This window comes from Pseudomonas sp. Yb2C2 (assembly GCF_052112325.1).
GTDB classification, from domain to species: domain Bacteria; phylum Pseudomonadota; class Gammaproteobacteria; order Pseudomonadales; family Pseudomonadaceae; genus Aquipseudomonas; species Aquipseudomonas marginalis.
On record NZ_JAVAJK010000009.1, the window covers coordinates 133646 to 160066 of the forward strand.

General features: G+C 62.2%; 28 protein-coding genes. 12 read left to right on the forward strand and 16 right to left on the reverse strand.

Annotated elements, in window-relative coordinates; all coding sequences use genetic code 11:
- Positions 1-4: 4 nt before the first annotated feature.
- Entirely contained in the window at positions 5-1081 is a 1077-nt protein-coding gene (gene rlmM / locus Q8X51_RS14720; protein ID WP_046490414.1) for a 23S rRNA (cytidine(2498)-2'-O)-methyltransferase RlmM, read from the reverse strand.
- 196 nt (positions 1082-1277) lie between these two features.
- Here rlmM and acnA point away from each other — a divergent pair, with 196 nt between their 5' ends.
- A complete protein-coding gene (acnA, locus tag Q8X51_RS14725; protein WP_407693317.1) occupies positions 1278-4019 on the forward strand; it encodes an aconitate hydratase AcnA in 2742 nt (913 codons plus the stop codon).
- 132 nt (positions 4020-4151) lie between these two features.
- On the opposite strand, the gene Q8X51_RS14730 is transcribed toward acnA, so the two are convergent.
- Together Q8X51_RS14730 and cysK are read right to left on the reverse strand one after the other, a co-directional pair.
- Complete coding sequence (locus tag Q8X51_RS14730; protein ID WP_074844485.1) at positions 4152-5090, reverse strand: aspartyl/asparaginyl beta-hydroxylase domain-containing protein; 939 nt, start codon at positions 5088-5090, stop codon at positions 4152-4154.
- Between the two features lie 127 nt (positions 5091-5217).
- The gene (gene cysK, locus Q8X51_RS14735; protein WP_065928169.1) at positions 5218-6192 is read right to left on the reverse strand and encodes a cysteine synthase A; all 975 of its coding nucleotides are present in this window, start codon (positions 6190-6192) and stop codon (positions 5218-5220) included.
- 129 nt (positions 6193-6321) lie between these two features.
- Between cysK and Q8X51_RS14740 the strand changes: the two genes are divergently transcribed.
- The 3 genes from Q8X51_RS14740 to Q8X51_RS14750 all read left to right on the forward strand — a co-directional run bounded on the left by Q8X51_RS14740 (position 6322) and on the right by Q8X51_RS14750 (position 9607).
- Positions 6322-7398, forward strand: a complete 1077-nt coding sequence (locus Q8X51_RS14740) for a DUF748 domain-containing protein (RefSeq protein WP_065928170.1) — start codon at positions 6322-6324, stop codon at positions 7396-7398.
- A gap of 185 nt (positions 7399-7583) precedes the next feature.
- Positions 7584-8429, forward strand: a complete 846-nt coding sequence (locus Q8X51_RS14745) for an AAA family ATPase (protein WP_027604257.1) — start codon at positions 7584-7586, stop codon at positions 8427-8429.
- Positions 8429-9607 (forward strand): vWA domain-containing protein, encoded by a 1179-nt coding sequence (locus Q8X51_RS14750; RefSeq protein ID WP_024074064.1) that lies wholly within the window; start codon positions 8429-8431, stop codon positions 9605-9607. The genes Q8X51_RS14745 and Q8X51_RS14750 overlap by 1 nt, the downstream gene beginning before the upstream one ends.
- A 165-nt stretch (positions 9608-9772) precedes the next feature.
- Here the strand turns inward: Q8X51_RS14750 and Q8X51_RS14755 are convergent, their stop codons facing one another.
- The 3 genes from Q8X51_RS14755 to Q8X51_RS14765 are packed head-to-tail and all read right to left on the reverse strand — an operon-like array spanning position 9773 to position 12119.
- Positions 9773-10681, reverse strand: coding sequence for a biotin-dependent carboxyltransferase family protein (locus Q8X51_RS14755; RefSeq protein WP_407693316.1), 909 nt, complete (start codon positions 10679-10681; stop codon positions 9773-9775).
- Positions 10678-11382: a 5-oxoprolinase subunit PxpB gene (pxpB, locus tag Q8X51_RS14760; protein WP_407693315.1), complete on the reverse strand. Its 705-nt coding sequence runs from the start codon at positions 11380-11382 to the stop codon at positions 10678-10680. The genes Q8X51_RS14755 and pxpB overlap by 4 nt, the downstream gene beginning before the upstream one ends.
- Complete coding sequence (locus tag Q8X51_RS14765; protein ID WP_407693314.1) at positions 11379-12119, reverse strand: 5-oxoprolinase subunit PxpA; 741 nt, start codon at positions 12117-12119, stop codon at positions 11379-11381. The genes pxpB and Q8X51_RS14765 overlap by 4 nt, the downstream gene beginning before the upstream one ends.
- 174 nt (positions 12120-12293) lie before the next feature.
- Between Q8X51_RS14765 and Q8X51_RS14770 the strand changes: the two genes are divergently transcribed.
- A complete protein-coding gene (locus tag Q8X51_RS14770) occupies positions 12294-13208 on the forward strand; it encodes a LysR family transcriptional regulator (protein ID WP_065928174.1) in 915 nt (304 codons plus the stop codon).
- Between the two features lie 60 nt (positions 13209-13268).
- Here the strand turns inward: Q8X51_RS14770 and Q8X51_RS14775 are convergent, their stop codons facing one another.
- Genes Q8X51_RS14775 through Q8X51_RS14785 form a run of 3 tightly spaced genes read right to left on the reverse strand, consistent with a single transcriptional unit; the run spans position 13269 to position 15163 of the window.
- Positions 13269-13811: a DUF2937 family protein gene (locus tag Q8X51_RS14775; protein ID WP_027604263.1), complete on the reverse strand. Its 543-nt coding sequence runs from the start codon at positions 13809-13811 to the stop codon at positions 13269-13271.
- 11 nt (positions 13812-13822) lie between these two features.
- Positions 13823-14599 carry a class II glutamine amidotransferase gene (locus Q8X51_RS14780; protein WP_407693313.1) on the reverse strand — a complete coding sequence of 259 codons (777 nt, stop codon included), beginning with the start codon at positions 14597-14599 and terminating at the stop codon, positions 13823-13825.
- A 30-nt stretch (positions 14600-14629) separates the two neighbouring features.
- Positions 14630-15163: an MFS transporter gene (locus tag Q8X51_RS14785; protein WP_407693312.1), complete on the reverse strand. Its 534-nt coding sequence runs from the start codon at positions 15161-15163 to the stop codon at positions 14630-14632.
- Positions 15164-15187: 24 nt separating this feature from the next.
- Between Q8X51_RS14785 and Q8X51_RS14790 the strand changes: the two genes are divergently transcribed.
- On the forward strand, positions 15188-17230 hold the full coding sequence (locus Q8X51_RS14790; RefSeq protein WP_065928178.1) for a S9 family peptidase: 2043 nt from the start codon (positions 15188-15190) through the stop codon (positions 17228-17230).
- A 69-nt stretch (positions 17231-17299) separates the two neighbouring features.
- Positions 17300-17773, forward strand: a complete 474-nt coding sequence (locus Q8X51_RS14795; protein WP_027604267.1) for a cyclic nucleotide-binding domain-containing protein — start codon at positions 17300-17302, stop codon at positions 17771-17773.
- On the opposite strand, the gene Q8X51_RS14800 is transcribed toward Q8X51_RS14795, so the two are convergent.
- Entirely contained in the window at positions 17770-18048 is a 279-nt protein-coding gene (locus Q8X51_RS14800; RefSeq protein ID WP_027604268.1) for a hypothetical protein, read from the reverse strand. The two genes, Q8X51_RS14795 and Q8X51_RS14800, sit on opposite strands and share 4 nt — an antisense overlap.
- A 78-nt stretch (positions 18049-18126) precedes the next feature.
- On the opposite strand from Q8X51_RS14800, the gene Q8X51_RS14805 reads away from it, so the two are divergent.
- Complete coding sequence (locus Q8X51_RS14805) at positions 18127-18813, forward strand: spermidine synthase (protein ID WP_065928179.1); 687 nt, start codon at positions 18127-18129, stop codon at positions 18811-18813.
- A gap of 40 nt (positions 18814-18853) precedes the next feature.
- Here Q8X51_RS14805 and Q8X51_RS14810 read toward each other — a convergent pair whose 3' ends face one another.
- A complete protein-coding gene (locus Q8X51_RS14810; protein ID WP_065928180.1) occupies positions 18854-19774 on the reverse strand; it encodes a ParB/Srx family N-terminal domain-containing protein in 921 nt (306 codons plus the stop codon).
- Positions 19775-19880: 106 nt separating this feature from the next.
- Between Q8X51_RS14810 and Q8X51_RS14815 the strand changes: the two genes are divergently transcribed.
- The 3 genes from Q8X51_RS14815 to Q8X51_RS14825 all read left to right on the forward strand — a co-directional run bounded on the left by Q8X51_RS14815 (position 19881) and on the right by Q8X51_RS14825 (position 21309).
- On the forward strand, positions 19881-20255 hold the full coding sequence (locus Q8X51_RS14815; RefSeq protein ID WP_003210675.1) for a YajD family HNH nuclease: 375 nt from the start codon (positions 19881-19883) through the stop codon (positions 20253-20255).
- 168 nt (positions 20256-20423) lie between these two features.
- Positions 20424-20891, forward strand: coding sequence for an RNA methyltransferase (locus Q8X51_RS14820; protein ID WP_065928181.1), 468 nt, complete (start codon positions 20424-20426; stop codon positions 20889-20891).
- A gap of 67 nt (positions 20892-20958) precedes the next feature.
- A complete protein-coding gene (locus tag Q8X51_RS14825; RefSeq protein ID WP_027604272.1) occupies positions 20959-21309 on the forward strand; it encodes a YgaP family membrane protein in 351 nt (116 codons plus the stop codon).
- Between the two features lie 81 nt (positions 21310-21390).
- Here Q8X51_RS14825 and Q8X51_RS14830 read toward each other — a convergent pair whose 3' ends face one another.
- Positions 21391-22611 (reverse strand): hypothetical protein, encoded by a 1221-nt coding sequence (locus Q8X51_RS14830; protein WP_407693311.1) that lies wholly within the window; start codon positions 22609-22611, stop codon positions 21391-21393.
- A gap of 13 nt (positions 22612-22624) precedes the next feature.
- Positions 22625-23074 (reverse strand): YcgN family cysteine cluster protein, encoded by a 450-nt coding sequence (locus Q8X51_RS14835; protein WP_003172524.1) that lies wholly within the window; start codon positions 23072-23074, stop codon positions 22625-22627.
- Between the two features lie 153 nt (positions 23075-23227).
- Between Q8X51_RS14835 and Q8X51_RS14840 the strand changes: the two genes are divergently transcribed.
- Positions 23228-23812 carry a nitroreductase family protein gene (locus Q8X51_RS14840; RefSeq protein ID WP_027604274.1) on the forward strand — a complete coding sequence of 195 codons (585 nt, stop codon included), beginning with the start codon at positions 23228-23230 and terminating at the stop codon, positions 23810-23812.
- Positions 23813-23938: 126 nt separating this feature from the next.
- Here the strand turns inward: Q8X51_RS14840 and Q8X51_RS14845 are convergent, their stop codons facing one another.
- The 3 genes from Q8X51_RS14845 to rnd all read right to left on the reverse strand — a co-directional run bounded on the left by Q8X51_RS14845 (position 23939) and on the right by rnd (position 26402).
- Positions 23939-24871, reverse strand: a complete 933-nt coding sequence (locus Q8X51_RS14845) for a D-2-hydroxyacid dehydrogenase (RefSeq protein WP_027604275.1) — start codon at positions 24869-24871, stop codon at positions 23939-23941.
- A 107-nt stretch (positions 24872-24978) separates the two neighbouring features.
- Positions 24979-25272 carry a YcgL domain-containing protein gene (locus Q8X51_RS14850; protein ID WP_027604276.1) on the reverse strand — a complete coding sequence of 98 codons (294 nt, stop codon included), beginning with the start codon at positions 25270-25272 and terminating at the stop codon, positions 24979-24981.
- Positions 25269-26402 (reverse strand): ribonuclease D, encoded by a 1134-nt coding sequence (gene rnd / locus Q8X51_RS14855; protein ID WP_065928184.1) that lies wholly within the window; start codon positions 26400-26402, stop codon positions 25269-25271. The genes Q8X51_RS14850 and rnd overlap by 4 nt, the downstream gene beginning before the upstream one ends.
- Between the last annotated feature and the right edge of the window lie 19 nt (positions 26403-26421).

Below are 26421 nucleotides of genomic sequence, written 5' to 3' on the forward strand. Positions count from 1 at the left end.
CAGTTTAGCGGGCCTTGGTTTTCTTCACATCCACCAGCCGACGCAGGTGGCAGGTCACTTCTTCACGGTCGTGATACAGCTGCTTGCAGCCGATCTCCACCCGAATGCCGCGCGCCTTGAAACCGTCCTCGATACGTTCCAGCAGGCGCTTGACCTCGGCGTAACGCTGTTTCATCGGCAACTTCAGGTTCACCACCGCCTCGCGGCAATACCCTTCGCCGATCCAGGTCTCAAGCAGCGCCGCGTTGCGCGCCGGCTTTTCGACGATGTCGCACACCATCCAGTCCACCGGCTGCTTGGGCACGAAAGTAAAGCCGTCGGCCATCAGGTGCTGCACCAGGCCGGTGTCCATCAGGCTTTCGGCCATGGGACCGTTGTCGATGGCGGTCACCAACATGCCACGGTTGACCAGTTGCCAGGTCCAGCCACCAGGGGCCGCGCCCAGATCGACGCCGGTCATGTCGCCATGCAGGCGCTCGTCCCACTGGTCGCGGGGGATAAAGTGGTGCCAGGCCTCTTCCAGCTTCAGGGTCGAGCGGCTGGGCGCGTCCCGGGGGAATTTCAACCGCGGGATGCCCATCGGCCACATCGCCGAGTTATTCGACTCGGCCAGGCCCATGAACACTTCGCGGCCGCTTTTGAAGGTCAGCAGCAGGCGCGGCTTGCTCGGGTCGTCCACCAGCTTGCCGGCGTTCAACAAGGCTTTGCGCAGGTGCACTTCGAATTTCTTGCAGAAGTTCGAGAGTTCCTTGCCGTCATTGGTGTCGACCATCTCCAGCCACAGGCTGCCGCACACCGGGAATTCACGCAGGTGAGCGAGGATCACGCTGATACGGTCGGTTTCCGGCAGGTCGATAAACACCCCGCGCGCCCACTGCCGCGGGAAGATCAGCTCGGCAAAGCGCTGGCCGTGCATCAGGCGCTGGGCGCCGTCTTCTTCGGTGCAGACAAATTCGGCGCAGGCGCTGCCGGTCTTGGCCTTGGCGTAGCCGGAAACGTTCAGGCGCGCGGCGTGTTCCGCGATCTCGGAACAGACTTCGCCCTCAAACCCCGGGCGGCAGTGCATAAAAAGGGTGTTCATCGACTCTCCTGGTGACTCAACTGAAGTTGCGCTATCGCAATGCCTGTCATGAAAACGCGCGCATGATAGCCGAGTTCGGAACCTTGGTTCTGTCCATAGAGTCCAGTAATTAGCCAGCTACTGAAAACAGCGCTAGTTTGAAAGCTCTGTTCGTCCCGTCAGGTCCGTAGCCGTGCGGACCATAAGGAGTCATGTAATGTCATCCCTTGATAGCCTGAGAACCCTTAAAACTTTAGAAATCGACGACAAGACCTACCACTATTTCAGCCTGCCCGAGGCCGCCAAGAGCCTGGGTGACCTGGATAAGCTGCCGATGTCCCTCAAGGTGCTGCTGGAGAACCTGCTGCGCTGGGAAGACAACAAGACCGTCACCGGCGCCGACCTCAAGGCCATTGCCGCCTGGCTCAAAGAGCGCCAGTCCGACCGCGAGATCCAGTACCGCCCCGCCCGCGTCCTGATGCAGGACTTTACCGGCGTACCCGCCGTGGTCGACCTGGCCGCCATGCGCGCCGCCGTGGCCAAGGCCGGCGGCGACCCGCAGCGCATCAACCCGCTCTCGCCCGTGGACCTGGTAATCGACCACTCGGTGATGGTCGACAAGTTCGGCAACGCCGACGCCTTCGAGCAGAACGTCGACATCGAAATGCAGCGCAACGGCGAACGCTACGCCTTCCTGCGCTGGGGACAGAGCGCCTTCGACAACTTCAGTGTGGTACCGCCGGGCACCGGCATCTGCCACCAGGTCAACCTCGAATACCTGGGCCGCACCGTGTGGACCAAGGACGAGGACGGCCGCACCTACGCCTTCCCAGACACCCTGGTGGGCACCGACTCCCACACCACCATGATCAACGGCCTCGGCGTGCTCGGCTGGGGCGTGGGCGGGATCGAAGCGGAAGCGGCGATGCTCGGCCAACCGGTGTCGATGCTGATCCCGGAAGTGATCGGCTTCAAGCTCACCGGCAAATTGAAAGAAGGCATCACCGCCACCGACCTGGTGCTGACCGTCACCCAGATGCTGCGTAAAAAAGGCGTGGTGGGTAAGTTCGTCGAGTTCTACGGCGACGGCCTGGCCGACCTGCCCCTGGCGGACCGCGCGACCATCGCCAACATGGCCCCGGAATACGGCGCCACCTGCGGCTTTTTCCCGGTGGATGAGGTGACCCTGGACTACCTGCGCCTCTCCGGTCGCCCGGCTGCCACTGTGAAGCTGGTCGAGGCCTACACCAAGGCCCAGGGCCTGTGGCGCAACGCTGGTCAGGAGCCAGTGTTCACCGACAGCCTGGCCCTCGACATGGGCAGCGTCGAAGCCAGCCTCGCCGGGCCGAAACGCCCACAGGACCGTGTGTCCCTGCCCAACGTCGGCCAGGCGTTCAGCGACTTCCTCGACCTGCAGTTCAAACCCACCACCAAGGAAGAAGGCCGCCTGGAAAGTGAAGGCGGCGGCGGTGTGGCCGTGGGCAACGCCGACCTGGTGGGCGAAACCGACTATGAATACGAAGGCCAGACCTATCGCCTGAAAAACGGCGCCGTGGTGATCGCCGCCATCACCTCCTGTACCAACACGTCCAACCCCAGCGTGATGATGGCCGCCGGGCTGGTGGCGAAAAAAGCCGTGGAGAAAGGCCTCACGCGCAAACCCTGGGTGAAAACCTCCCTGGCGCCTGGCTCCAAAGTGGTCACCGACTACTACAAGGCCGCGGGCCTCACCCAGTATCTGGATAAAATTGGCTTCGACCTCGTGGGCTATGGCTGCACCACCTGCATCGGCAACTCCGGGCCGTTGCCCGAGCCGATTGAAAAAGCCATCCAGAAGGCCGACCTCGCCGTAGCGTCGGTGCTGTCCGGCAACCGCAACTTTGAAGGCCGCGTGCACCCCCTGGTGAAAACCAACTGGCTGGCCTCGCCGCCGCTGGTGGTGGCCTACGCTTTGGCGGGGACCGTACGCATCGATATCAGCAGCGAACCGCTGGGTAACGATCAACAGGGTAATCCGGTGTATTTGAAGGACATCTGGCCGAGCAGCCAGGAGATCGCCGACGCCGTTGCGCAGGTCAGCACCGGAATGTTCCACAAGGAATACGCCGAGGTGTTTGCCGGTGACGAACAGTGGCAAGCCATTGAAGTGCCACAGGCCGCGACCTATGTGTGGCAGAAAGACTCCACCTACATCCAGCACCCGCCATTCTTCGACGACATCGCCGGGCCTCTGCCGGTGATCAAAGACGTCAAGGGCGCCCACGTACTGGCGTTGCTGGGGGACTCGGTGACCACCGACCACATTTCCCCCGCCGGCAACATCAAGACCGACAGCCCCGCCGGCCGCTACCTGCGCGAGCAAGGCGTGGAGCCGCGTGACTTCAACTCCTACGGCTCACGTCGGGGCAACCATGAAGTGATGATGCGCGGCACCTTCGCCAATATACGCATTCGCAACGAAATGCTTGGCGGCGAGGAAGGCGGCAATACGCTGTACATCCCCACCGGCGAGAAAATGCCGATCTACGATGCGGCCATGAAGTACCAGGCCTCGGGCACACCGCTGGTGGTGATCGCCGGTCAGGAGTACGGCACCGGCTCCAGCCGCGACTGGGCCGCCAAGGGCACCAACCTGCTGGGGGTCAAGGCGGTGATCGCCGAGAGTTTCGAGCGGATTCACCGTTCCAACCTGGTGGGCATGGGCGTGCTGCCGCTGCAGTTCAAGCTGGATCAGAACCGCAAGGCGCTGAAGCTTACGGGCAAGGAGAAGATCGATATTCTCGGCCTGACCGAGGTAGAGATCGTGCCGCGGATGAACCTGACGCTGGTGATTACCCGCGAGGATGGCAGCAGCGAGAAGGTCGAGGTGCTGTGCCGGATCGATACCTTGAATGAAGTGGAGTACTTCAAGTCGGGGGGGATTCTGCACTATGTGCTGCGGCAGTTGATTGCCAGCTAAGGGTCGCTGGAGATCAAATGTGGGAGGGGGCTTGCTCCCGATGACGGTATGTCAGTCAAAACATCTATGACTGATCCACTGCCATCGGGAGAAAGCCCCCTCCCACATTTTGATCGCGTTTAACGCTTCAGATCAGCCGAACAACCACTTCCACAGCAGTACCAGCACCACTACCGCCAGCACCGGCCGCGCAATGCGGTAAGCCTTCGGATGCTTGCGCTTCCACTGCTTGACCACGCCGCTGAACTTGTCGCTGAAGGTCTTGCTCCAGGCATACGCCTGGTTGATGCCGCCGACGCGCTCGTCATCCAGGTTCTGCGGTGCGGTGGCGCGGCCCAACTGCTTGCTGACCCAGCGATTGACCCGGGTCATCAGGCGGTTGCTCAGCGGACGCTCGATGTCGCAGAACAGGATCACGCGGGTCTTCTCGGTTTCGTTCTTCACCCAGTGCACATAGGTTTCGTCGAACATCACGTCTTCACCGTCGCGCCAGGCATACACCTGGCCGTCGACGAAGATGCGGCAGTCGTCGGAGTTCGGCGTGGACAAGCCCAGGTGATAACGCAGGGAACCGGCAAACGGGTCACGGTGCGGGTTGAGGTGGCTGCCGCCCGGCAACAGCGCGAACATCGCGCCCTTGACGTTGGGGATGCTGCTCACCAAGGCCACGGTTTTCGGGCACAGCGCCTCGGCCGATGGCAGGGGTTTGTCGTACCACTTGAGGTAGAAACGCTTCCAGCCCTTCTTGAAGAACGAACCGAAACCGGCGTCGTTGTTCTTTTCGGCGGCGCGGATGTAACCCTCGTCGAACAGGTGCATGGCCTCTTCGCGGATCACCTCCCAGTTGTCCTTGAGCACGTCCAGTTCCGGGAACTTGCTGCGGTCCAGGTACGGCTTGGACGGCACGGCCGAAAACAGGTACATCAAGGCGTTATAGGGGGCGAACAGCGCCGAATGGTTGACGAACTGGCGCAACATCGGCAAACGGGCCTTGCCGCGCAGGTGCACATACAGCGTGCTGCCGATAAACAGCAACAACACCGACAGTTTGGCGGCCAAAGAAAAGGTCATGCAGCAACTCCTGGAAATAAGCGCCTGGCCAACAGCCTCCCGGAGACGGGAGACCAGACGTGACAGCCGGCCATGATAAACAGTTGGGCCATTATGCAGAAGGCCCAGGCTGACCGGCTGACATAAATCAAGCCTGGTTTTCCTGCTCGGTAAACAAATCGCTGAACAGCATGCTCGACAGGTAGCGTTCACCGGAGTCCGGCAGGATCACCACAATGGTCTTGCCCTGCATTTCCGGCTTCTCGGCCAGGCGTACGGCCACGGCCATGGCGGCACCGCAGGAGATACCGCACAGGATGCCCTCTTCCTGCATCAGGCGCAGGGCCATGGCCTTGGATTCCTCGTCGGTCACCAGTTCCACGCGGTCGACCATCGACAGGTCGAGGTTTTTCGGCACGAACCCGGCGCCAATCCCCTGGATCTTGTGGGGGCTGGGCTTGATCTCTGCACCGGCCAGGGCCTGGGTGATCACCGGCGACACCATCGGCTCGACAGCCACCGACAGGATCGGCTTGCCTGCAGTGTTCTTGATGTAGCGCGACACACCGGTGATGGTGCCCCCCGTGCCCACGCCCGCCACCAGCACGTCCACGGCGCCATCGGTGTCGTTCCAGATTTCCGGGCCGGTGGTTTTTTCGTGGATGGCCGGGTTGGCCGGGTTTTCGAACTGGGCCGGCATAAAGTAGGTGGCCGGGTCACTGGCAACGATTTCGCCGGCCTTGTCGATGGCACCCTTCATGCCCTTGGCCGGCTCGGTCAGGACCAATTCGGCGCCGAGGGCCTTGAGCACCTTGCGGCGTTCGATACTCATGGACGCCGGCATGGTCAGCAGCAACTTGTAGCCACGGGCGGCGGCGACAAAGGCCAGGCCGATACCGGTATTGCCGGAAGTCGGTTCCACGATGGTCATGCCCGGCTTGAGCTTGCCGGTGCTTTCGGCGTCCCAGATCATGTTTGCGCCAATGCGGCACTTCACCGAATAACCCGGGTTACGCCCCTCGATCTTGGCCAGGATGGTCACGCCACGCGGTGCGATACGGTTGATCTGAACCAGGGGCGTGTTACCGATGGAGTGCGCGTTGTCTGCAAAAATGCGGCTCATGGCGGGTCCTATTAGGCGGTTTTCAGAAAGGCTCCAAGGGTATGCCTCGTGCTGCAAAGCGTCCAGTCGAAGGAACGTTGCACCTGCCGCAGGGGTCCACCGCACCAGTATGGACAGAGGACTCTCCCCATGAAACGTCGCTACAGCTGGCCACTATGGACCATTGCCGGATTGCTGGTGGTCCTGGTCGCCGTGAGCATCGCGCTCCCTTACCTGGTGCGTAACTACCTGAATGACAAGCTCGCCGACATGGGCGATTACCGCGGCCAGGTGACCGACGTGGACCTCGCGCTGTGGCGGGGTGCGTACCGGATCAACGGCCTGGAGATCGTCAAGGTCGACGGCAAGGTGCCCGTCCCGTTCGTCAAGGCGCCGCTGATCGACCTGGCGGTGAGCTGGCACTCTCTTTGGTACGACCACGCGGTGGTGGCCAAAGTGCTGTTTATCCAGCCCGAGGTTAACTTCGTCGACGGCGGCGCCAACAAACAAGCCTCCCAGACCGGTAAGGGTACCGACTGGCGCGAGCAGTTGAGTAAGTTGGCCCCCATCACCCTCGACGAAGTACGCATCGAAGACGGCAAGATCGCCTTCCACAACTTCAGCTCCAAGCCCGTGGTGAAGATCGACGCGACCGACGTCAACGCCAGCTTCTACAACCTGACCAATGTGGTCGACGTCAAAGGCCGGCGCGACGCGCGCTTCGACGGCAAGGCCCTGCTGCAAGGCCAGGCCCCGCTGGAAGCCACCGCCACCTTCGACCCGCTGAGCAATTTCGAGAACTTCGAGTTTCGCTTCCGCGCCAGGGACTTGCAGCTCAAGCGCATGAACGACTTCGCCGCCGCCTATGGCAAGTTCGACTTCAAGGCCGGCACCGGGGACGTGGTGATCGAAGCCCAGGCGGAAAAAGGTCAATTGACCGGGTACATCAAGCCGCTGCTGCGCGACGTGGAAGTCTTCGACTGGCAGCAGGACGTGGAGAACAAGGACAAGAACATCTTTCGTTCGATCTGGGAGGCCGTGGTGGGCGCCAGCGAGACCGTATTGAAGAACCAGGCAAAGAACCAGTTCGCCACCCGCGTGGAACTCAGTGGCAGCGTGCACCAGCAAAATGTCAGCGCGTTCTCCGCATTTTTGGCGATTTTGCGTAATGGTTTTATCCAGGCGTTCAATGCGCGCTATGAGCAGCCCAAGCCCAGCGCAGATTAAAATGTGGGAGGGGGCTTGCTCCCGATGGCAATGTTTCAGCCAACAGATTCATTGGCTGATCCGCCGTCATCGGGAGCAAGCCCCCTCCCACATTGGTCATTCAGGGACTGAATAACCCGTCTGCGTTCACAGTCGCCGGGGCCGCGAGGTATAGTCAGGGCATTGATGAATTCGAGGAATGACCGATGAAGTTCGAAGGCACCCAGGCCTACGTTGCCACTGATGACCTGAAACTGGCCGTCAACGCTGCCATCACCCTGGAGCGTCCGCTGCTGGTCAAGGGTGAGCCCGGCACCGGCAAGACCATGCTCGCCGAACAACTGGCCGAGTCCTTCGGCGCCAGGCTGATTACCTGGCACATCAAGTCCACTACCAAGGCCCACCAGGGCCTGTACGAGTACGACGCGGTCAGCCGCCTGCGCGACTCGCAACTGGGAGTGGACAAGGTGCACGACGTGCGCAACTACCTGAAGAAGGGCAAGCTCTGGGAAGCATTCGAGTCCGAGGAGCGGGTGATCCTGCTGATCGATGAAATCGACAAGGCCGACATCGAGTTCCCCAACGACCTGCTGCAAGAGCTCGACAAGATGGAGTTCTACGTCTACGAAATCGACGAGACCATCAAGGCCAGGAAGCGCCCGATCATCATCATTACCTCCAACAACGAAAAAGAGCTGCCGGACGCGTTCCTGCGCCGCTGCTTCTTCCACTACATCGCCTTCCCCGACCGCACCACCCTGCAAAAAATCGTCGACGTGCACTACCCGGACATCAAGAAGGAGCTGGTCAGCGAGGCGCTGGACGTGTTTTTCGACGTGCGCAAAGTCCCCGGCCTGAAGAAAAAACCGTCCACCTCCGAGCTGGTTGACTGGCTCAAGTTGCTGATGGCCGACAATATCGGCGAAGCGGTGCTGCGCGAGCGCGACCCCACCAAGGCCATCCCGCCTCTGGCCGGTGCCTTGGTCAAGAACGAGCAAGACGTGCAGTTGCTCGAACGCCTGGCATTCATGAGCCGTCGCGGTAATCGATAATGTTGCTCAACCTGTTCAATGAAATGCGCGCAGCCAAGGTCCCGGTGTCGGTGCGCGAGCTGCTCGACCTGATCAACGCGCTGAAACAGCGCGTGACCTTTGCCGACATGGACGAGTTCTACTACTTGGCCCGGGCGATCCTGGTCAAGGACGAACGGCATTTCGACAAGTTCGACCGCGCCTTCAGCGCCTACTTCAATGGCCTGGAAAAGCTCGACGATCACCTGCAGGCGCTGATCCCCGAAGACTGGCTGCGCAAGGAGTTCGAGCGCTCGCTGAGCGATGAAGAGCGCGCACAGATCCAGTCCCTGGGCGGCCTCGACAAGCTGATCGAGGCATTCAAGAAACGCCTGGAAGAACAGAAGGAACGCCACGCCGGCGGCAACAAATGGATCGGCACCGGCGGTACCAGCCCGTTTGGCTCCGGCGGCTACAACCCCGAAGGCATTCGCGTCGGCGACGCCGGCAAACGCCAGGGCAAGGCGGTAAAAGTCTGGGACCAGCGCGAATACAAGAACCTCGATGACCAGGTGGAACTGGGCACCCGCAATATCAAGATCGCCCTGCGCCGCCTGCGCAAGTTCGCCCGCCAGGGTGCGGCCGAAGAGTTGGACATCGACGGCACCATCGACCACACCGCTCGCGATGCCGGGCTGCTGAATATCCAGATGCGCCCGGAACGGCGCAACACCATCAAGCTGCTGTTGCTGTTCGATATCGGCGGCTCGATGGATGCCCACGTGAAGATCTGCGAAGAACTGTTCTCGGCCTGCAAGACCGAGTTCAAGCACCTGGAGTACTTCTACTTCCACAACTTCGTGTACGAGTCGGTGTGGAAGAACAACCAGCGCCGCACCTCCGAGCGCACCTCCACCCAGGACCTGCTGCACAAGTACGGTGCCGATTACAAAGTGATCTTTATCGGCGATGCGTCGATGGCGCCCTATGAAATCACCCAGGCCGGCGGCAGCGTCGAGCATTGGAATGAAGAGCCGGGGTATGTGTGGATGCAGCGCTTCATGGCCAAGTACAAGAAACTGATCTGGATTAACCCGTATCCCAAGGATACCTGGGGTTATACGGCCTCGACGGGGATTGTGCGGGAGTTGGTGGAGGATCAGATGTACCCGCTGACGTTGCGCGGGCTTGAGGAAGGGATGCGCTTCCTTTCGAAATAAACGCCGGTCCCAATCATGTAGGAAATCTAATGTGGGAGGGGCGGTGCGACGATTCGACTTGCTCCCGATGGCGGTGGTTCAGTCACTGATGTGTTGGCTGACACACTGCTATCGGGAGCAAGTCGAATCGTCGCACCGCCCCCTCCCACATTTTAAATTGCGGTGTTATGTAAAGCGGCGCAAATACTCGACATGCTGCCGATGCGCCGTTTCCTGTACCACCGGCGCCAACCTCACCTTTTCTCCCGGCAAACACTGCGCCAGCCGCGCCAGCGCCAATGGCGTCAACGCCCCTAGACGCGGGTACCCGCCAATGGTCTGGCGATCATTGAGCAACACAATCGGCTGCCCATCCGGCGGCACTTGGATGCCACCCAACGGGGTCCCTTCGGAAATCAGCGAGGGCCCCTGGTACTGCAACGGCGTACCGAGCAAGCGCATGCCCATACGGTCGGCGCGGCTGTCCAGGGCCCAGTCGGTGTTGAAGGCATCGAACAGGCTCTGGCCGCTGAACCGACCAATTTGGGCGCCGACGATCACCTCCAGCGGCACCTTGGCCGGCAACGCCTGTTCGCTCAGCACTTTCATCGCACCGCCGGTACCGGAATAGGCCAAGCGCCCGTTTTCGGCCAAGGCCTTGCCGAAACCGTCCGGCCCGCCCAGCGCCTCACGTACCACCGTGGCGCAGCTGCCCAGCACATCCGGCGCATCAAACCCGCCGGGCGCCGCCAGGTAAGCCCGCGCGCCGCTGAACGGCTGGGTGAAGCGCAGGCGCTGGCCCTTTTGCAGGATAAAACTGCGCCCGGGGCTGAGGGCGCGCTCGTCGATATACGCGCCCAGATCCGCACCGGCCAACGCCAGCAGGCAATACGCCTCGGCCTGCACAGTAAAGCCGCCGAGGGTGATTTCCACCACCGGCGCGTCCAGCGCATTGCCCAGCAGCCAGTTGGCCCAGGACATCGACACCCAATCCAGCGCGCCGCCCTGGGTCACGCCCAGGTGACGCACGCCAAAACGACCGGCGTCCTGCAACAGGCACAGCGGCGTGCTGGCCTCGATGATCAAGCGGCTCATGCCTGCGCCTCCAACGGCGTGTCATCGCCACCCAGATTGATAAATTCGGCGTGGCTGACTGACTCAAAGCGTACCGTGTCGCCAGGCTGCATCAGGCTGTAGCCGTCGCGCTCGCGATCAAACAGCTTGGCCGGGGTACGGCCAATGAGATTCCAGCCACCGGGGGACACCACCGGATAGGCAGCGGTCTGTCGCTCGGCGATACCGACACTGCCGGCCGCCACGCGCTGGCGCGGGGTGCTCAGGCGCGGTGTGGCGAGGATTTCATCCACCAGCCCCATAAAGGCAAAACCGGGGGCGAAGCCGAGGGCGAATACCTGGTATTCGTGGGCGCTGTGGCGGCGGATCACGTCGTCGACGGCCAGGCCACTGCGCTGGGCGAGCAATGTCAGTTCAGGGCCGACACTCAGGTCGTACCACACCGGCAGCACATGGCACTGGCCGCTGCCCTGGGCCTGGGGTTGCAGGTCGGTCAGGGCCTGGTCGATCAATTCCCGCGCCTGGGCCGGGCTCAACGCCGTGAGGTCGTAATGCACCATCAAGGTGGTGTAGGAAGGCACCAGATCCACCAGGGCTGCGCCAAAACCGCTGCGCAGGCGCTGGGTGGCGGCGAGCATCCACGGCATATTGGCTTCGGCGATCACCTCGAACAGACGCACCATCAGGCAGTCGATCGCCACCACTTCAATCCGTGGCTTCATGCTGGCTTCAATGCCTCGCGGATACGCTTTACGGCGGCGACCGAGCTGGCATTGTCGCCATGCACGCACAGGGTATTGGCGCGCAATAACAACGAGCTGCCATCGCTGGCGGTCAGGGGTTGACCACGGGAAAGGGTCAAGGACTGTTGGACGATGACCTCTGGATCATGGTGCACCGCCCCTGGCAATTGACGGGAAACCAGATGGCCGTTGGCGTCGTAGGCACGGTCGGCAAAGGCCTCGAACCACAGGATCACCCCGTATTCGTCGCCCAGTGCCTGGGCCGCGCTGTTGTCGCGGGTCGCCAACAGCATCAGCGGCAGGTCGCCATACGCGGCCACGGCCTCGATCACCGCACGCAGTTGCGCCGGGTTGGCCATCATGTCGTTGTACATCGCGCCATGGGGCTTGACGTAACTGACACGTCCGCCCTGGGCACGGCAGATGCCGTCGAGGGCGCCGATCTGGTAATGCAGCAGGTCCTGGATTTCCTGGGGGGTGTAGGCCATGGAGCGGCGGCCGAAGCCTTGCAGGTCCTGGTACGCCGGGTGTGCGCCCACCTGTACACCGTGCTTGAGGGCCAGGCTGACGGTCTTGCGCATGATGCTCGGATCGCCGGCATGAAAGCCGCAGGCCACGTTGGCGCAATCGATGAACGGCATCACCTCGGCGTCCAGACCCATGGTCCAGTTGCCAAAGCTCTCGCCGATGTCGCAATTCAATAGCAGACGGCTCACGGTGGTTGCTCCTGTAGGCTTTGTTTTTTGTAGTGTGGGATTTTTTACGCAGAACTCGCAACTTGTCCTGATACCCCAACGGCGCTTATCGTGGAATAGCCTGATTTTTGGCGTTTGCCCGGTGCGGCGTCCAACTAATAAAAACCGATCCATGCATAAGAAAAAGTTGATCCCATGAATTTGAAGTTCCTCGAAACCTTCGTCTGGGTGGCCAAGCTCAAGAGCTTCCGCCTGACTGCGGAGAAGCTGTTCACCACCCAGGCCTCGATTTCCAGCCGCATCGCCGTGCTGGAAAGCGAGCTGGGGGTAAAGCTGTTCCTGCGCGACTCCCGGGGCGTCAGCCTGACCCCGGAAGGCTTGAAGGTGCTCGATTACGCCGAGCAGATGATGGTGACCATGCAGGGCCTGAAACAGTCCCTGGAAACCACCAGCAGCAAGGTCGGGCGCATTCGCATCGGTGCGATGGACACGGTGATCCATACCTGGCTCAGCCCGTTGGTGGCGGAACTGATGGATCATTTCCCCCTGGTGGAAATCGAATTGATCGCCGACACCGCGCTTAACCTCAGCGATCAGCTGCAAAAAGGCTTTCTCGACCTGATCCTGCAAACCGACCTGCTGCGCCTGGAAACCGTGCGCAGCCTGGAGCTGGCCAGCCACCCCATGGCCTGGATCGTCGCCAGCCAGTCGATCTACAACCGCGACTACGCCTCCCTCGCCGAACTGGCCCAGGAGCGCATCATCACCTACTCGAAAAACTCCCACCCGCACCAGGACGTCATCAGCCTGATGCAGGCCAACGGCGTGGCCGCGCCACGGATGAACTGCGTGAACTCGGTGTCGGCGATTACCCGGTTGTTGCGCGATGGCTTCGGGATTGGTGCGTTGCCGCCGGTGCTGGTCAGGGAAGAACTGGCGCGGGGCGAATTGGTGATGTTGCCGATGGCGCAGAAACTGCCGAACCTGCAGGTGGTGGTGTCGTGGCGCGTGGGGGTGGAATTGGTGGAGGAGATCGTGGGGTTGTGCCAACAGGTCGTTGCCCGCTATGCCGAGGAAGTCGGCGAAGAGCGGATGGTGCTGAGCAACTGAATAAACCGGTACAAATGTGGGAGGAGGCAAGCCCCCTCCCACATTAGACCGAGGTGTGGGTTAGAGACCTTTCAGGTCCCGCTCTTCGATTGGCCGGCTCTGGCGCAAGCGCTTGCCACCCAGCACCACCCAGTCGATCAGGCGGAACAGACACTCCAGGCCAAACGACAGCAGCATCGCCCCGCCCAGGCCCCAGCCCATGGCTTCGGGGGTCAGCAGGATCTGGTAGCTGTAGCCGTTCCAGGTCTCCAGGCGGATATCCGGGTCGGCGGCCACCGCCACTTGCAGGGCACGGATGTACCACGGGCCTTGCATGGCCTGGAATTGCTTGTCCAACGCCACCTGGCGGTCAAGCATGGCGCCCAGGCTGTTGGCGTCGCTCTGGAACACCGGGTCGTCGCTGGCGCGGTAATGCGCCACCAAGGCCTTCAAGTCACCGTTGAAGAACTGTCGTGCGGTGGTTTCAAACCCGCTCAGGCCGGTCTGCGCCTCGATCAGGTGGGCTTCGACGCGCTTGGCGTAGTCGTTGATAAACCCCGGCACTTGCACGCCGACCAACAGGCCAATGGCAAACAGCACCAACCGCAGATAGCTGAGCAACATGGTCGATATCCTTACTCGGTAACGCCCTGGCTGACGCATTCACCGCGTCGCCACAGGCTCCATTGGCCCGGTTCGTAGCGGGTCCAGTTTTCGTTGTCGGTCAACGGCTCGGTGGCGATCACCGTCACCACATCGTTGGGGGTGGTTTCGGCCTGAAAATCGACGATCACGTCGACATCCTTCAGGCGCGCCGGACCAAACGGCGCACGCCGGGTGATCTGCGCCAGTTTGGTCGAGCAATAGCAAAACAGCCAGTCACCGTCGCTGAGCAGGCAGTTGAACACACCTTTGCTGCGGTATTCGGCACAGGCGGCGATCAGGTCCGGCAGCATCTGTTCGATGTCCACCGGCTCGGGGAAGGCCTCGCGCACGCGGTTGAGCAGGTCGCAGAAGGCCGCTTCGCTGTCGGTATCGCCGACTGGCCGATAGAACGTGGCGCGGGTGTGGAAGTCTGCCAACTGGCCGTTGTGGGCGAAACACCAGTTGCGGCCCCACAGTTCGCGCACGAACGGGTGGGTGTTGGCCAGGCTCACCTTGCCGACGTTGGCCTGGCGGATATGGCCGATCACCACTTCACTCTTGATGGGGTAACGCTGCACCAGCAGGGCGACTTCCGACTCACTGCTGGCGGCCGGGTCCTGGAACAGGCGCAGGCCACGACCTTCGTAGAAAGCGATGCCCCAACCGTCGCGGTGGGGGCCCGTACGTCCACCGCGCTGCATCAGCCCGGTAAAGCTGAACACGATATCGGTGGGGACGTTGGCACTCATGCCCAATAATTCACACATGCCAGGGCTCTCGCTGCAGGGCGGACAACGTTAAAGGCGCGGTTCGACCCGCATACCGCTCACCGGTGCAGGACGACGGAACGGCTCGTCGCCTTCATCCACAGGCTCGGCGGCCAAGGCGGCGTCGGTGGCGGCCTTGCGCTCACGGCGGGCGTTGGCGGCGCGCTCGATGGGCCAGCGGATCAGCACAAACACGAGGTACACACCAAAGGCGATCAGGGTGTACATGAACAAATCGGAAATCGCCCGCCAGGCGTTATTGCCGACCTTGAGCACCAGGTCCAGGGCCGTGATGGCCACGGCCGGCGCGAACTGAGTCTTGACCGGGTCGACGATGGTCGGGCTCAACAACAGCACGGCCATCAGCAATTGCAGCGGTTCGCGCAGCCAGCGCCAGATCCAGCGGGTCATGCGCCACCACACCAACAGGCAGCCCAAGGCAGCGAAGGCGTAAAGGCCCCAAGCGGTCAGATAGTCGTTCTCGGTCATGGTGTCCATGGCAAGGTAGGCAAACAGGCGGCTATGATAACGGCTTTTGCGTGTCGCGGCTGCAATGCCTGCCACCTTCCGCCAGACAGAGAGTGCTCCATGCCTTCATCGACCGCCCCGATTGCCCGTAAAGCCCCAGGCCAGGACCCGTACGCCTGGCTGCAAGAGCGCGACAGCGTTGAAGTCCTTGATTACCTGAAGGCCGAAAATGCCTTCCAGGAAGCCCAGCTCGCCGACCAGCAGGCCCTGCGCGAAACCCTGTTCGAGGAGATCAAGGGCCGCATCCTCGAAACCGACCTGTCCCTGCCCTCTCCCTGGGGCCCGTATCTGTATTACACGCGCACCACCGCCGGTGACGAATACGCCCGCCACTACCGCTGCCGCCGCCCGGCCGACGACGGCAACCAGGTGGACGACAGCAGCGAAGAGCTGTTGCTGGACCCGAACGTGCTGGCCAACGGCGGCTTCTTTTCCCTCGGCGCATTCAGCATCAGCCCCGACCACCAGCGCCTGGCCTACAGCCTCGATACCAGTGGCGAAGAGATCTATACCTTGTTCGTGAAGGAATTGGCCACCGACAAAGTCAGCGAACTGGCGTTCGAGAACTGCGACGGCAGCATGACCTGGGCCAATGACAGCCTGACCCTGTTCTTCGGCGAGCTGGACGACACCCACCGCCCGCACAAGCTGTATCGCTACCGCCTGGATGGCACGGCGGCGCAGGAAGTGTTCCACGAGCCCGACGGGCGTTTCTTCCTGCACTGCTACCGCTCCAGCTCCGAGCGCCAGTTGCTGCTCTCGCTCGGCAGCAAGACCACCAGCGAGGTCTGGGCGCTGGATGCCGACCAGCCGCACCTGGACTTCACCTGCCTGGCGCCACGGGTCGAGGACCATGAATACGATGTCGACCACGGCCAACTGAATGGCGCGTGGACCTGGTTTATCCGTAGCAACCGTGATGGCATCAACTACGCCCTGTTTGTGGCGACCGACATTGGCGACGTGCCAACCGAGGATGAGTGGCAGAACCTGATCCCCCACAGCGATGACGTGATGCTCGACGGCGTCAGCCTGAACACCGGTGCCATGACCCTGAGCCTGCGCATCGGCGGCCTGCCGGTGATCGAAGTACACCCCCAGGGCTTGCCGCCGTATCGCGTGGAGCTGCCCGATGCCGCCTACAGCCTCTACGTGCAAAACAGCCTGGAATTCGTCAGCGACAAGATCCGCCTGCGCTATGAAGCCCTGAACCGCCCGGCCCAGGTGCGCCAGCTGGAACTGGCCAGCGGCGCGCAACAGGTGCTCAAGGAAACCCCGGTACTCGGCGTGTTCAATGCCGATGACTACGTCAGCCAGCGCCTGTGGGCCACCTCCGCCGATGGCACCCAGGTGCCGATCAGCCTGGTGGTCAAACGCGACCAGCTCGGCAAGCCAACACCGTTGTACCTGTATGGCTACGGCGCCTATGGCTCAAGCCTCGACCCGTGGTTCTCCCATGCACGCCTGAGCCTGCTGGACCGTGGCGTGGCCTTCGCCATTGCGCATGTGCGCGGCGGTGGCGAACTGGGTGAAGCCTGGTATCGCAATGGCAAGCAGGAACACAAGCAGAACACCTTCAGCGACTTTATCGCGTGTGCCGAACACCTGATCGCCGAGGGCCTGACCACCTCCAGGCAACTGGTCATCAGCGGCGGCAGTGCCGGCGGCCTGTTGATCGGCGCGGTGCTCAACCAGCGTCCGGAGTTGTTCCAGGCGGCGATTGCCGAAGTGCCGTTTGTCGACGTGCTCAACACCATGCTCGACCCGGAATTGCCGCTGACCATCACCGAGTACGACGAGTGGGGCAACCCCGAAGAGCCCGCGGTGTATGAACGCATCAAGGCCTACGCACCGTACGAAAACGTCAGCGCCCAGGCCTACCCGGCCACCCTGGTGATCGCCGGCTACAACGACAGCCGCGTGCAGTACTGGGAAGCGGCCAAGTGGGTGGCCAAGTTGCGCGCAACCAAGACGGACGACAACCTGCTGTTGCTCAAGACCGAACTGGGTGCCGGCCACGGCGGGATGAGCGGTCGCTACCAGGGATTACGTGACGTAGCACTCGAATATGCATTTGTGTTCAAGGCGCTGGGGCTGGTTTAAGGAACTTAGCGGGGCGGTCCTGTCTGAACATTCAGACCGCCTCCTGATTGATGGACCAAGATTGCAGCCATGGCACTCCCGACTTTAATGAATACCGAAATCCGCGACATGCTCATGGACTGCGGCCTGTTCGACCCGTTGTTGCCGGAAGACTTTTACGTCGCCGCCGGCTACTTCAATATCAGCAGCATTGCCGAGGGCGAGGTGATTTTCCTCGAGGGCGATGCCGGCACCTTCATGTGCATCATCCACAGCGGCCAGGTGGCGGTGCAGAAAACCAACCACACCGGCCAGCGCCTGACCATCGCCACCCTGCGCAGCGGCCGGGCCTTTGGGGAGATGGCCGTGCTTGACGGCGAGCGACGCTCCGCCAGTTGCGTGGCCGCCAGCGACTGTGTGTTGTTGAACCTGGGCAAGGACGCCCTGGAAAAGATGCTCAATGAAACGCCGCGTGTGGCGGCGAAGATCATCCGCGCAATCGCCATCGCGTTGTCCAAGCGCCTGCGCATGGCCGATGGGCAATTACTCTCCCAACAGTTTTAACCGCCGGGCGTCTTCGGCTTGCTGTCGTTCTGCTGCAGGCCAGGCACCGTCTGGTCCTTCGGCGGCGTCGGCAATACGATGGGCACCAACGGCGGTGAACCGTTCGTCTTCGGCACGGCCGGCGGGGTGATCTGCGGATACAGCGTCGGCGTTGGCGTGCCCGGTGCGCCGGGGCTAGGTGCCGGCGCCACCGGTACGGTTTGCAACTCCTGAGCCTGCGCCGCACCCAATGCGAGCGCGCTCAACACAATGACCGTTAGAATGCTGCACTTCATCGATGGCTCCATGGCCTGACCGGAATGTCGTAAGGCTACTCCCAACCGCGCAAGAATGCCCTTCCCAATGAGATTTCCATGAAACGTTTCGTTCTGCTGGACACCACCCCGATCCCCGACAACGGCGGTGCCTTGTGCCTGTTCGAATACGGTGAAGACTTTGTCATCAAGATCCAGGGCGGTGACGGCGGCCAGTTGATGAACACGCGCATGCACGGCTCCGAAGACGCGCTGGCGCAAATCCCTTGCCGCAAGGTCGCGGGGCGCCCGGGCTCACGGGTATTGATCGGTGGGTTGGGCATGGGCTTTACCCTGGCGTCGGCGCTCAAGCACCTGGGCAAGAGCGCCGAAGTGGTGGTGGCGGAACTGGTGCCCGGTGTCGTGGAATGGAACCGTGGGCCCCTGGGGGAAAAGTCCGGCCGCCCACTGCTGGACCCACGCACGGTGATCCGCATGGAAGACGTGGCCAAGGTGCTGCAGGCCGAGCCCCAGGGCTTTGACGCGATCATGCTCGACGTCGACAACGGCCCCGAAGGCCTGACGCAGAAGGCCAACAGCTGGCTCTATTCCGCCGGTGGCCTGGCTGCCTGCGCCAAGGCCTTGCGGCCCAAGGGCGTGCTGGCGGTGTGGTCCGCCAGCGCCGACAAACTGTTCAGCGACAAACTGCGCAAGGCCGGTTTCAAAGCCGAGGAAGTGCAGGTGTTTGCCCATGGCAACAAGGGCACCCGGCATACCATCTGGATAGCGGAGAAGCTCAAGGGCTGAGCACGCTTCCCAAGACGCCCCTCCCACATGTTGATCCCTGTCAGTTGTGGGATTTGCGGTAGTCGATCACGTACGGCACTTTTTTGTCGAAGGTCTTCTCCAGCTCATCGCGGTCCAGCCGGGTCATGCCGCCCAGTTGATGGGCGGTAAAACCGCTGTCCCCCACCTGCGAGCCCGGCGCCAGGCTGACCATGCGCTTGGCGACCGCTTCGATAGCATCCTTGTAGCCGCCTTTCTTGTTCAGGTTGTACTGGCCCAGATCAATCTGCGTGCGCAGCCAGTTACCCCAATAGAACTCCAGGAACTCCGGGGCGATCTGCCCGTCATTCGGCTTGCCATAGGCGGCCTTGCGGGTGAAGTACACCAGGCTGCGGAAGGTGTCGTCCTGCAGGTTCTTGAAGCCCAGGTGCGCCGGCAGTTGTTCCGGCGGCAGGGCCTGGCCCTGGTTGTCCTTGAGCCAGACCTTGCGGGCCGCTTCCATGCGCTGCCAGAAGCTCGCCATGTTCGGGCTGTTGCTGAAGTCGTCGGTGACCTTGACCCACATCTTCAAGCGCGGGCCGCCGCCGGGCACTTCCCACAAGGTGGTGAAACTGTGGTGACCGTCGGTCAGGTACAGCTGGCCGGCAGGGCCGACCACCACGGTTTTCATGTCCTCGGGATGGGTGCCCACCGGGTCCTTGCAGGTGAAGCTGTCGGGCTGGTGCAGGTCAGCCTTGTCGGGCACTTTGCCGGCCTCACCCTGGCCGTTGGTTTCGCAGTATTCATCGAAGACCTTGGCGGGTTTGTCGGCGAACAGGCCCAGGCTGTAGTAGATCTGGTCGAAGCCCACCACCGCCTGGGTCGGATGCAACTGTTCAAGGGCAACCTCGATCACCTGCCCGGGCTTGGGCGTCGAGAACGCCTGGGCCTGAAGGGTAACGACACACAGCAGCAGTGCAACAGTCCATGAAAGCAGACGCATGTTTTTCAGATCCTTATGAGTAAAGTAAATCGATCCCAGCAGTCATTTGCGGCGCAAGCGGCTAGAATCAACGCTATCCGTGACCACCAAACAGCCAGGAGCCATGATGAGCTCGACCAACCCGCCCTCCCACACCGCCAAGCTGGACCGCATCCTTGCCGATGCCCAGCGCGACCGGGAAATGGGCTACCGCGACAAAGCCCTGAAGATGTACCCCCACGTGTGCGGCCGCTGCGCCCGTGAGTTCGCCGGCAAGCGCTTGAGCGAACTCACCGTACACCACCGTAACCACAATCATGATGACAATCCCCAGGACGGCTCGAACTGGGAGTTGCTGTGCCTGTACTGCCACGACAACGAACACTCGCGCTACACCGACCAGCAGTACTTCGGCGAAGGCTCCACCAGCAGCCCGACGATCGCCAAGGCCACGCATAACCCGTTTGCGGCGTTGGCGGGGTTGATGAAGAAAGACGACTGAAGAGTGTCGTCGCCTGTCCTGGCCTCATCGGGAGCAAGCCCCCTCCCACATTTTGAGTTGTGAACACTTTCAAATGTGGGAGGGGGCTTGCTCCCGATAGCGTTAGCCCAAGCAATACACCGCCTTGAGGCCGTATAATCGCCGCTTTTCTCCAAGGCACCCTTCCCCGTGGCCAATAAACGCTACAGCTGCATCGGTCTGTATAACCCCAAATCCCCCGAAAACGTTGGCTCGGTCATGCGTGCCGCCGGCTGCTACGGCGTGGCCTCGGTGTTCTACACCGGCGTGCGCTACGAGCGCGCCCGGGACTTCATCACCGACACCAAGAAGGTCCACCACGACATTCCGCTGATCGGCATCGATGACCTGAAGAAGATCCTGCCCCTGGGCTGCATCCCGGTCGCCGTGGAGCTGGTGGACGGTGCCCGCCCGCTGCCCGAATACACTCACCCCGACCGCGCGCTGTACATCTTCGGCCCTGAAGACGGGTCGCTGGATAAAGACATCCGCGATTGGTGCGAAGACGTCGTGTACATCCCCACTACCGGCTGCATGAACCTGGCCGCCACCGTCAACGTGGTGCTCTACGACCGAATGGCCAAGGGCAACAACACCCGTTCGGGCCCCAAGTACTGATCTTTTGGGAACATCCGGCGCCTGCACGCAGTCAGCTGCATACACTTGACCTTGTTGGAGACAGATCATGAGCGACAGCACAACCTTGCGACCTATCATCGAACACACCCCCTTCCAGAATCAGCCCACCCAGAACGTGCACGGCTGGGAACGTATCGGCTCAGTGGCCGGTGGCGTGATGATGGTGGGCAAAGGCCTGCGCCGTGGCGGGATTTTCGGCCTGATTCAGGTGGCGATCGGCGGCGTGGCACTGGCGCGCGGGTTTACCGGGCACAGTGCGCTTAAAGACAAGCTGGAACAGGGCCGCCAGGAAATGAACAGCGTACGCACGAAGATCGAGCGTGCCGGTGCAGAGCTGAAAAACCTGAAGACCAAGGCGGAAGTGGCGGCTGAGAAGGCCGTTAAGACCACTGGTTAGATTCAAATGTGGGAGGGGGCAAGTCCTACATGGCATTAGAGCTTGCCCCCTCCCACCTTTTGTTTTGTGTATGGCGAAGACTCAGCGTAACAACTTGCTGTCGAGCACCACCGACGATTCGCCGATGATGCTCTCGGCCAACTGCACAAACTCGGCGGTGGTGATGCTGTTGGCGCGCATCACCGCCTGCGCGAGATCATCCAGGGAGCGCTTGTTGTGAGTCTTTACGCGGATCTCGCGATCCAGCTCCTGCAACACCACCACCGCCCGTGACACCGTCGCACCGCTGACGTGGTCGCCGCGCAGGCTGGTCACGTCCTTGCCTTCCTTGGCCAAGCGCGCCTGTATCGCCTGATAGCGCTCATCGGTCACCCCGCCGGCACGGCGCACCAGCTCAATGGCGTAGTACTCCGCCAGTCCCTCGCTGATCCAGTCGCTGGTGTCGTGGTCGTTGAAGCGGCCAATCGCCTGCACCACTTCACGGATCAACGGGCTGCTGCCGTTCTCGCTGACCAGCGGCGTGCGGCTGTTGAGGTAGATCGAGTCGCGCGACGAGACCGCACCACGGCGCATCGGATCGCTGGCGCCCACCACCAGCAGCTTGGCCGGATGACGTGGGAACGCCGCTTCGACCTGCGGCCAGACAAAGGTCAGCAGTGTCAGCACATCCATCCGCCGCATGGCTTGCCCCTTGGGCGAGGCGATGGTCACTTCGGTCTCGCCCAGGCGCACGCGGCGGCTGCCCAGGGTGCCGGCGAGCATCCAGCCGGTGGGCCGGTCAAACAGGCGCGAGACGTTGTCGATGCGGAACTTGTTCTTGCCGATGCGCGGCCAGGCGGTTTCGATGCTTTTCCAGCCGGCCGGCAGTTCGAACACCAGGCGCGAGACCAGTTCGACACCGTCCTGCTGGTCGAGGCGTGCGGGCGGCACCAGGTCTTCGCCGCGAAACAGCGCCCAGCTCGGGGTCATCCGAGCTTCGTAAATACCCGGTTTGCGCGCGTGGCTCAGGCGCACCCGATAGGTCAGGCTGGCCTTGTTGGCGCTGGGTTGCCACAGGCCACGGTGGTCATTGACACTCCACTGGCCATCGGCCTTGAAGTCGCTGTAGTCGCCGGCGCGGCCCAGGTCGAAGTTAAGGCTGCGCACCGCCGAACCCTGGGACAGGCTCACCCGCACCTCGGCCTGATCGTCCTGGGGCAGCAGCTTGACGTGATAATCCAGGTCGACTTTCTTCGCGCACCACGCAGGCATGCTCAACGCCAGCAACACCAGGCTTGCCGCCAGCTTGGTTCCCGCCCTCATACACACTCCTTGTTCAGCCCGCGCGGAAGATCAGGTAATCCTCCCAGTCGTCCTCGGGCACGCTGCCTTCGCTGAGCATGCGCCCGGACTGGGAAATGCGTTCGTGGTGCACGGCATCGCGGTCGCCGCAGACCAGGTGGTGCCACAACGGCAGGTCCTTGCGCTCGCTGACCAGGCGGTAGCCGCAGGTGGGCGGCAGCCATTTGAACTGGTCGGCCTGGCCCGGGGTGAGCTGGATGCAGTCGGGTACCGAGGCACGGCGGTTGGGGTAGTCGGTGCACTGGCAGGTTTTCAGGTCCAGCAGCTTGCAGGCGATGCGCGTGTAATAGACGCTGTTATCGTCTTCATCCTCAAGCTTTTGCAGGCAGCACAGGCCACAGCCGTCGCACAACGACTCCCACTCCTCCTGGTCGAGGTGTTCAAGGGTTTTGCGTATCCAGAAAGGTTCGACTTTGGCGGCCATGGCTCTACATCGGTATCGGTAGGTGAAAAGGCCGCCAGTCTAGTGCCCAAGGCCCCTGGGGCCAAGCGCTTACGACTGTCGGTATGACAAGACTTGTCAGTCTAGCGGGGGCGCAGTAGCTTTGAGCGCCGAATTGACGATCAGGAGCTGCCCATGACACGCGTTGCCGATTACCCGATCCATACCCAGTTCACCGAACGCTGGTCGCCCCGTGCCTTTACCGGCGAGAGCATCCCGCAGGAAACCCTGCTGAGCTTCTTCGAAGCCGCACGCTGGGCACCGTCGGCCTACAACTCGCAGCCTTGGCGTTTTCTCTACGCACGCCGTGACACGCCGGACTGGGAGCGCTTCCTGGGCCTGCTGAATGAATTCAACCGTGGTTGGGCACAGCATGCGTCGGCCCTGGTGATCATTGCCTCGAAAACCGACTTCATCGCCCCCGGTGCCACGGAAGAAACCCCGGCACTGTGGCACACCTTCGACACCGGCTCGGCCTGGGGCCACCTGGCGCTGCAAGCCAGCCTCAGCGGCTGGCACACCCACGGCATGGCCGGCTTCGATCAGGAACTGACGCGCAAGGAGCTGAAGATTCCACAGGGTTATGCGCTGCATGCCGCCGTTGCGGTGGGCAAGCTGGGCGACAAATCGACCTTGCCGGAGTACCTGCAAGGCCGTGAAGCGCCAAGCCCGCGCAAGCCGCTGAGCGAGCTGGTGTCAGAAGGTGATTTCAGCCTCTGAAACTGACGCAATCTCAAAATGTGGGAGGGGGCTTGCCCCGATAGCGGTGGTTCAGTCAATAGATACAGTGACTGACACTCTGCTATCGGGAGCAAGCCCCCTCCCACACTTTCTCCCCGCGCCGCCTCAGTAACCGCGCTCGAAATCCACTTCCCCGCGCAAGGCTTGCTTGGCCTTGTACGCGCGCAGGTTTTCCAGGAACAGCTCCACCATCATCGGCGGCGAGGTCGGCGCGGAGCTGTGCCCGGTCAACAGCAGGCCCCAGGCGGTCCAGAACGGGTGGCGCTGCGGCAACGGTTCCTGGCGGCACACGTCGATCACCGCGCCGGCCAGGTGCCCTTCTTTCAGGGCCTCGACCAGATCGGCATCCACCACCGCCACCCCGCGCCCGACGTTGATGAACAAACCGGTCGGCTTGAACTGCTTGAACAGCGCTGCGTCGTACAGGTCATGGGTGTTCGGTGTGTTGGGCAGCAGGTTGATCACGTAGTCCACCTCCCCCACCAACCGGCCCAGTTGGTCGAGCCCGGCCACTTCGATAAACGGCGCTTGTTCTCGCGCAGTGCTGGCGATGCCGTACAGCTTGACGCCGAACGGCACGAGAAACTCGGCGACACGCTGGCCGATGTCACCGGTACCCACGATCAACGCCTTGCGCCCCGCCAGGCTCTGGCCGGTGCGGCTGTCCCACTTGCGCTCGACCTGGCTGACCAGTCGCGCCAGTACTTCGCGCTCGTGGCCCAGCATGTAGGTGAGGACAAATTCGGCCATGACCTGGCCAAAAATACCGACGGCGCGGGTCAGGCGATAGTCGCGGGGCAAGCCTTCGGCCAGCAGCGGCGTAATGCCGGCCCAGGTCGATTGCAGCCACTGCGGCTGGTGTCCCTGGCGCAACAGCGTCGCCAACAGGTCCGGCTGGCCCAGCCATACCGGGCAATCGGCGGCCAGGCGCGACAGCTCGGCCGAGTCGCCGCTGGTGAGCACCTCCAGGTCCGGCGCCGCGTCATTGAGCAATTGGGCGTAGAGCGGGTGATCCTGTTCAGCAATCAGAACACGCATGGTTCAAACCTTTCAAAAACAGTGCAGACGGCCGCCCGCTTCCCTACGGCCACCGCCCACTAATACGATTCCATTGAAACCTGTGCCCCGGGCGGGGCACTGCCCGATCACATCGGGTCGTTGCGACGCAGCAGCTCTTCGGGCAGGTGCTCGATGTACTCGTCCTCGGCCGGCGGCATTTGCAGGTGATAGCCCTGCTTGTCGAGGTTTTCCAGCACCACGATGATGTCTTCGCGGGACAACTTGCGCTCCGGCGTCAGCACCATGTCGAAGGCGTGGTGCGGTTTGCCGAACGCCGCCATCAAGGGCTCCGGCACGCGCTCCAGGGCGTCGCTTTTGAGCACGTAGAGGTACATGCCGTCTTTTTTCAGGCTGCGATAGATCGAGCAAATACGTTTCAAGGCTGTTCTCCGGCAGGGGCCAGGCTGTCGAGCAGCGCCTGGCCCATCAACTCGCGGCGCCAGCCACGCAGCGAGTCTGGCAATTGGTAAGGCCCATCGGGGAAGCCACTTTTAACCAGGGCTTCGAGGGTTTTCTTGCGCAGCATCAGTTCCGGCGCCATCTCCAGGCGCTCGGCAAATGTCTGGCCGAGGGCGCGCAGTTGCTTGATCAACGTGGCGGCGTCCACCGGCAGCGGTTCAGCCACGGCCGGCGGCCACTGGTCCATGGACACGCTGCCGGCACGCTTGATCAGGTCCAACAGGAACTGGCCATCCTGGCGCACGGTACGCGGGTGCATGTCTTCGATCTTGCCCAGGGCGGCGAGGTTGTCCGGCTGGGACTTGGCCAGGGGCCACAGCGAGTGTTCGCGAATGATGCGGTTGCGCGGCAGGTCGCGGGCGCGGGCCTGCTGCTCGCGCCAGGCGCAGAGTTCACGCAATACGGCAAGCTGGGCACGGGAGAGTTTCCACGCCAGCTTGGCGTCACGGTAGACCTCGTACGGGTCGACTTCGCGGCGCAGGTTGGCAACCAGTTCGGCACCGTCTTCCAGGACCCAGGCGTATTTATCATCCGACAAGCGCGGGCGCAGGCGAATGTAGACCTCGGCCAGGTGCACGGCGTCTTCGGCGGCGTAGCTCACCTGGGTCTCGGACAACGGCCGCTGCAGCCAGTCCGAGCGGGTCTCGCCCTTGGGCAACTCGATATCGAGCACGGCTTGCACCAGGCGCGAGTAGCCCATGGAGAAGCCGAGGTTCAGGTAGGCGGCGGCCAATTGGGTGTCGAACAACGGCACCGGCAGGCTGCCGGTCAGGCGCAGCAACACCTCAAGGTCTTCGCTGCAGGCGTGCACCACCTTGATCACCGCCGGGTTCTCCAGCAACGCGGCCAGGGGTTGCCAGTTGTCGATGGTCAGGGGATCGATCAGGTAAGCGCGTACGCCATCACCGATCTGGATCAGCCCGGCAATGGGATAAAAGGTGTCGACCCGCATGAATTCGGTGTCGAGGGCGACGAATGGCAACTGCTGCCATTCGGCGCAATGCTGGCCGAGGCTATCGTTGTCGCAGATCCAGTGAATATCGATGGCCACACGGCTCTCCCTTGAAGAA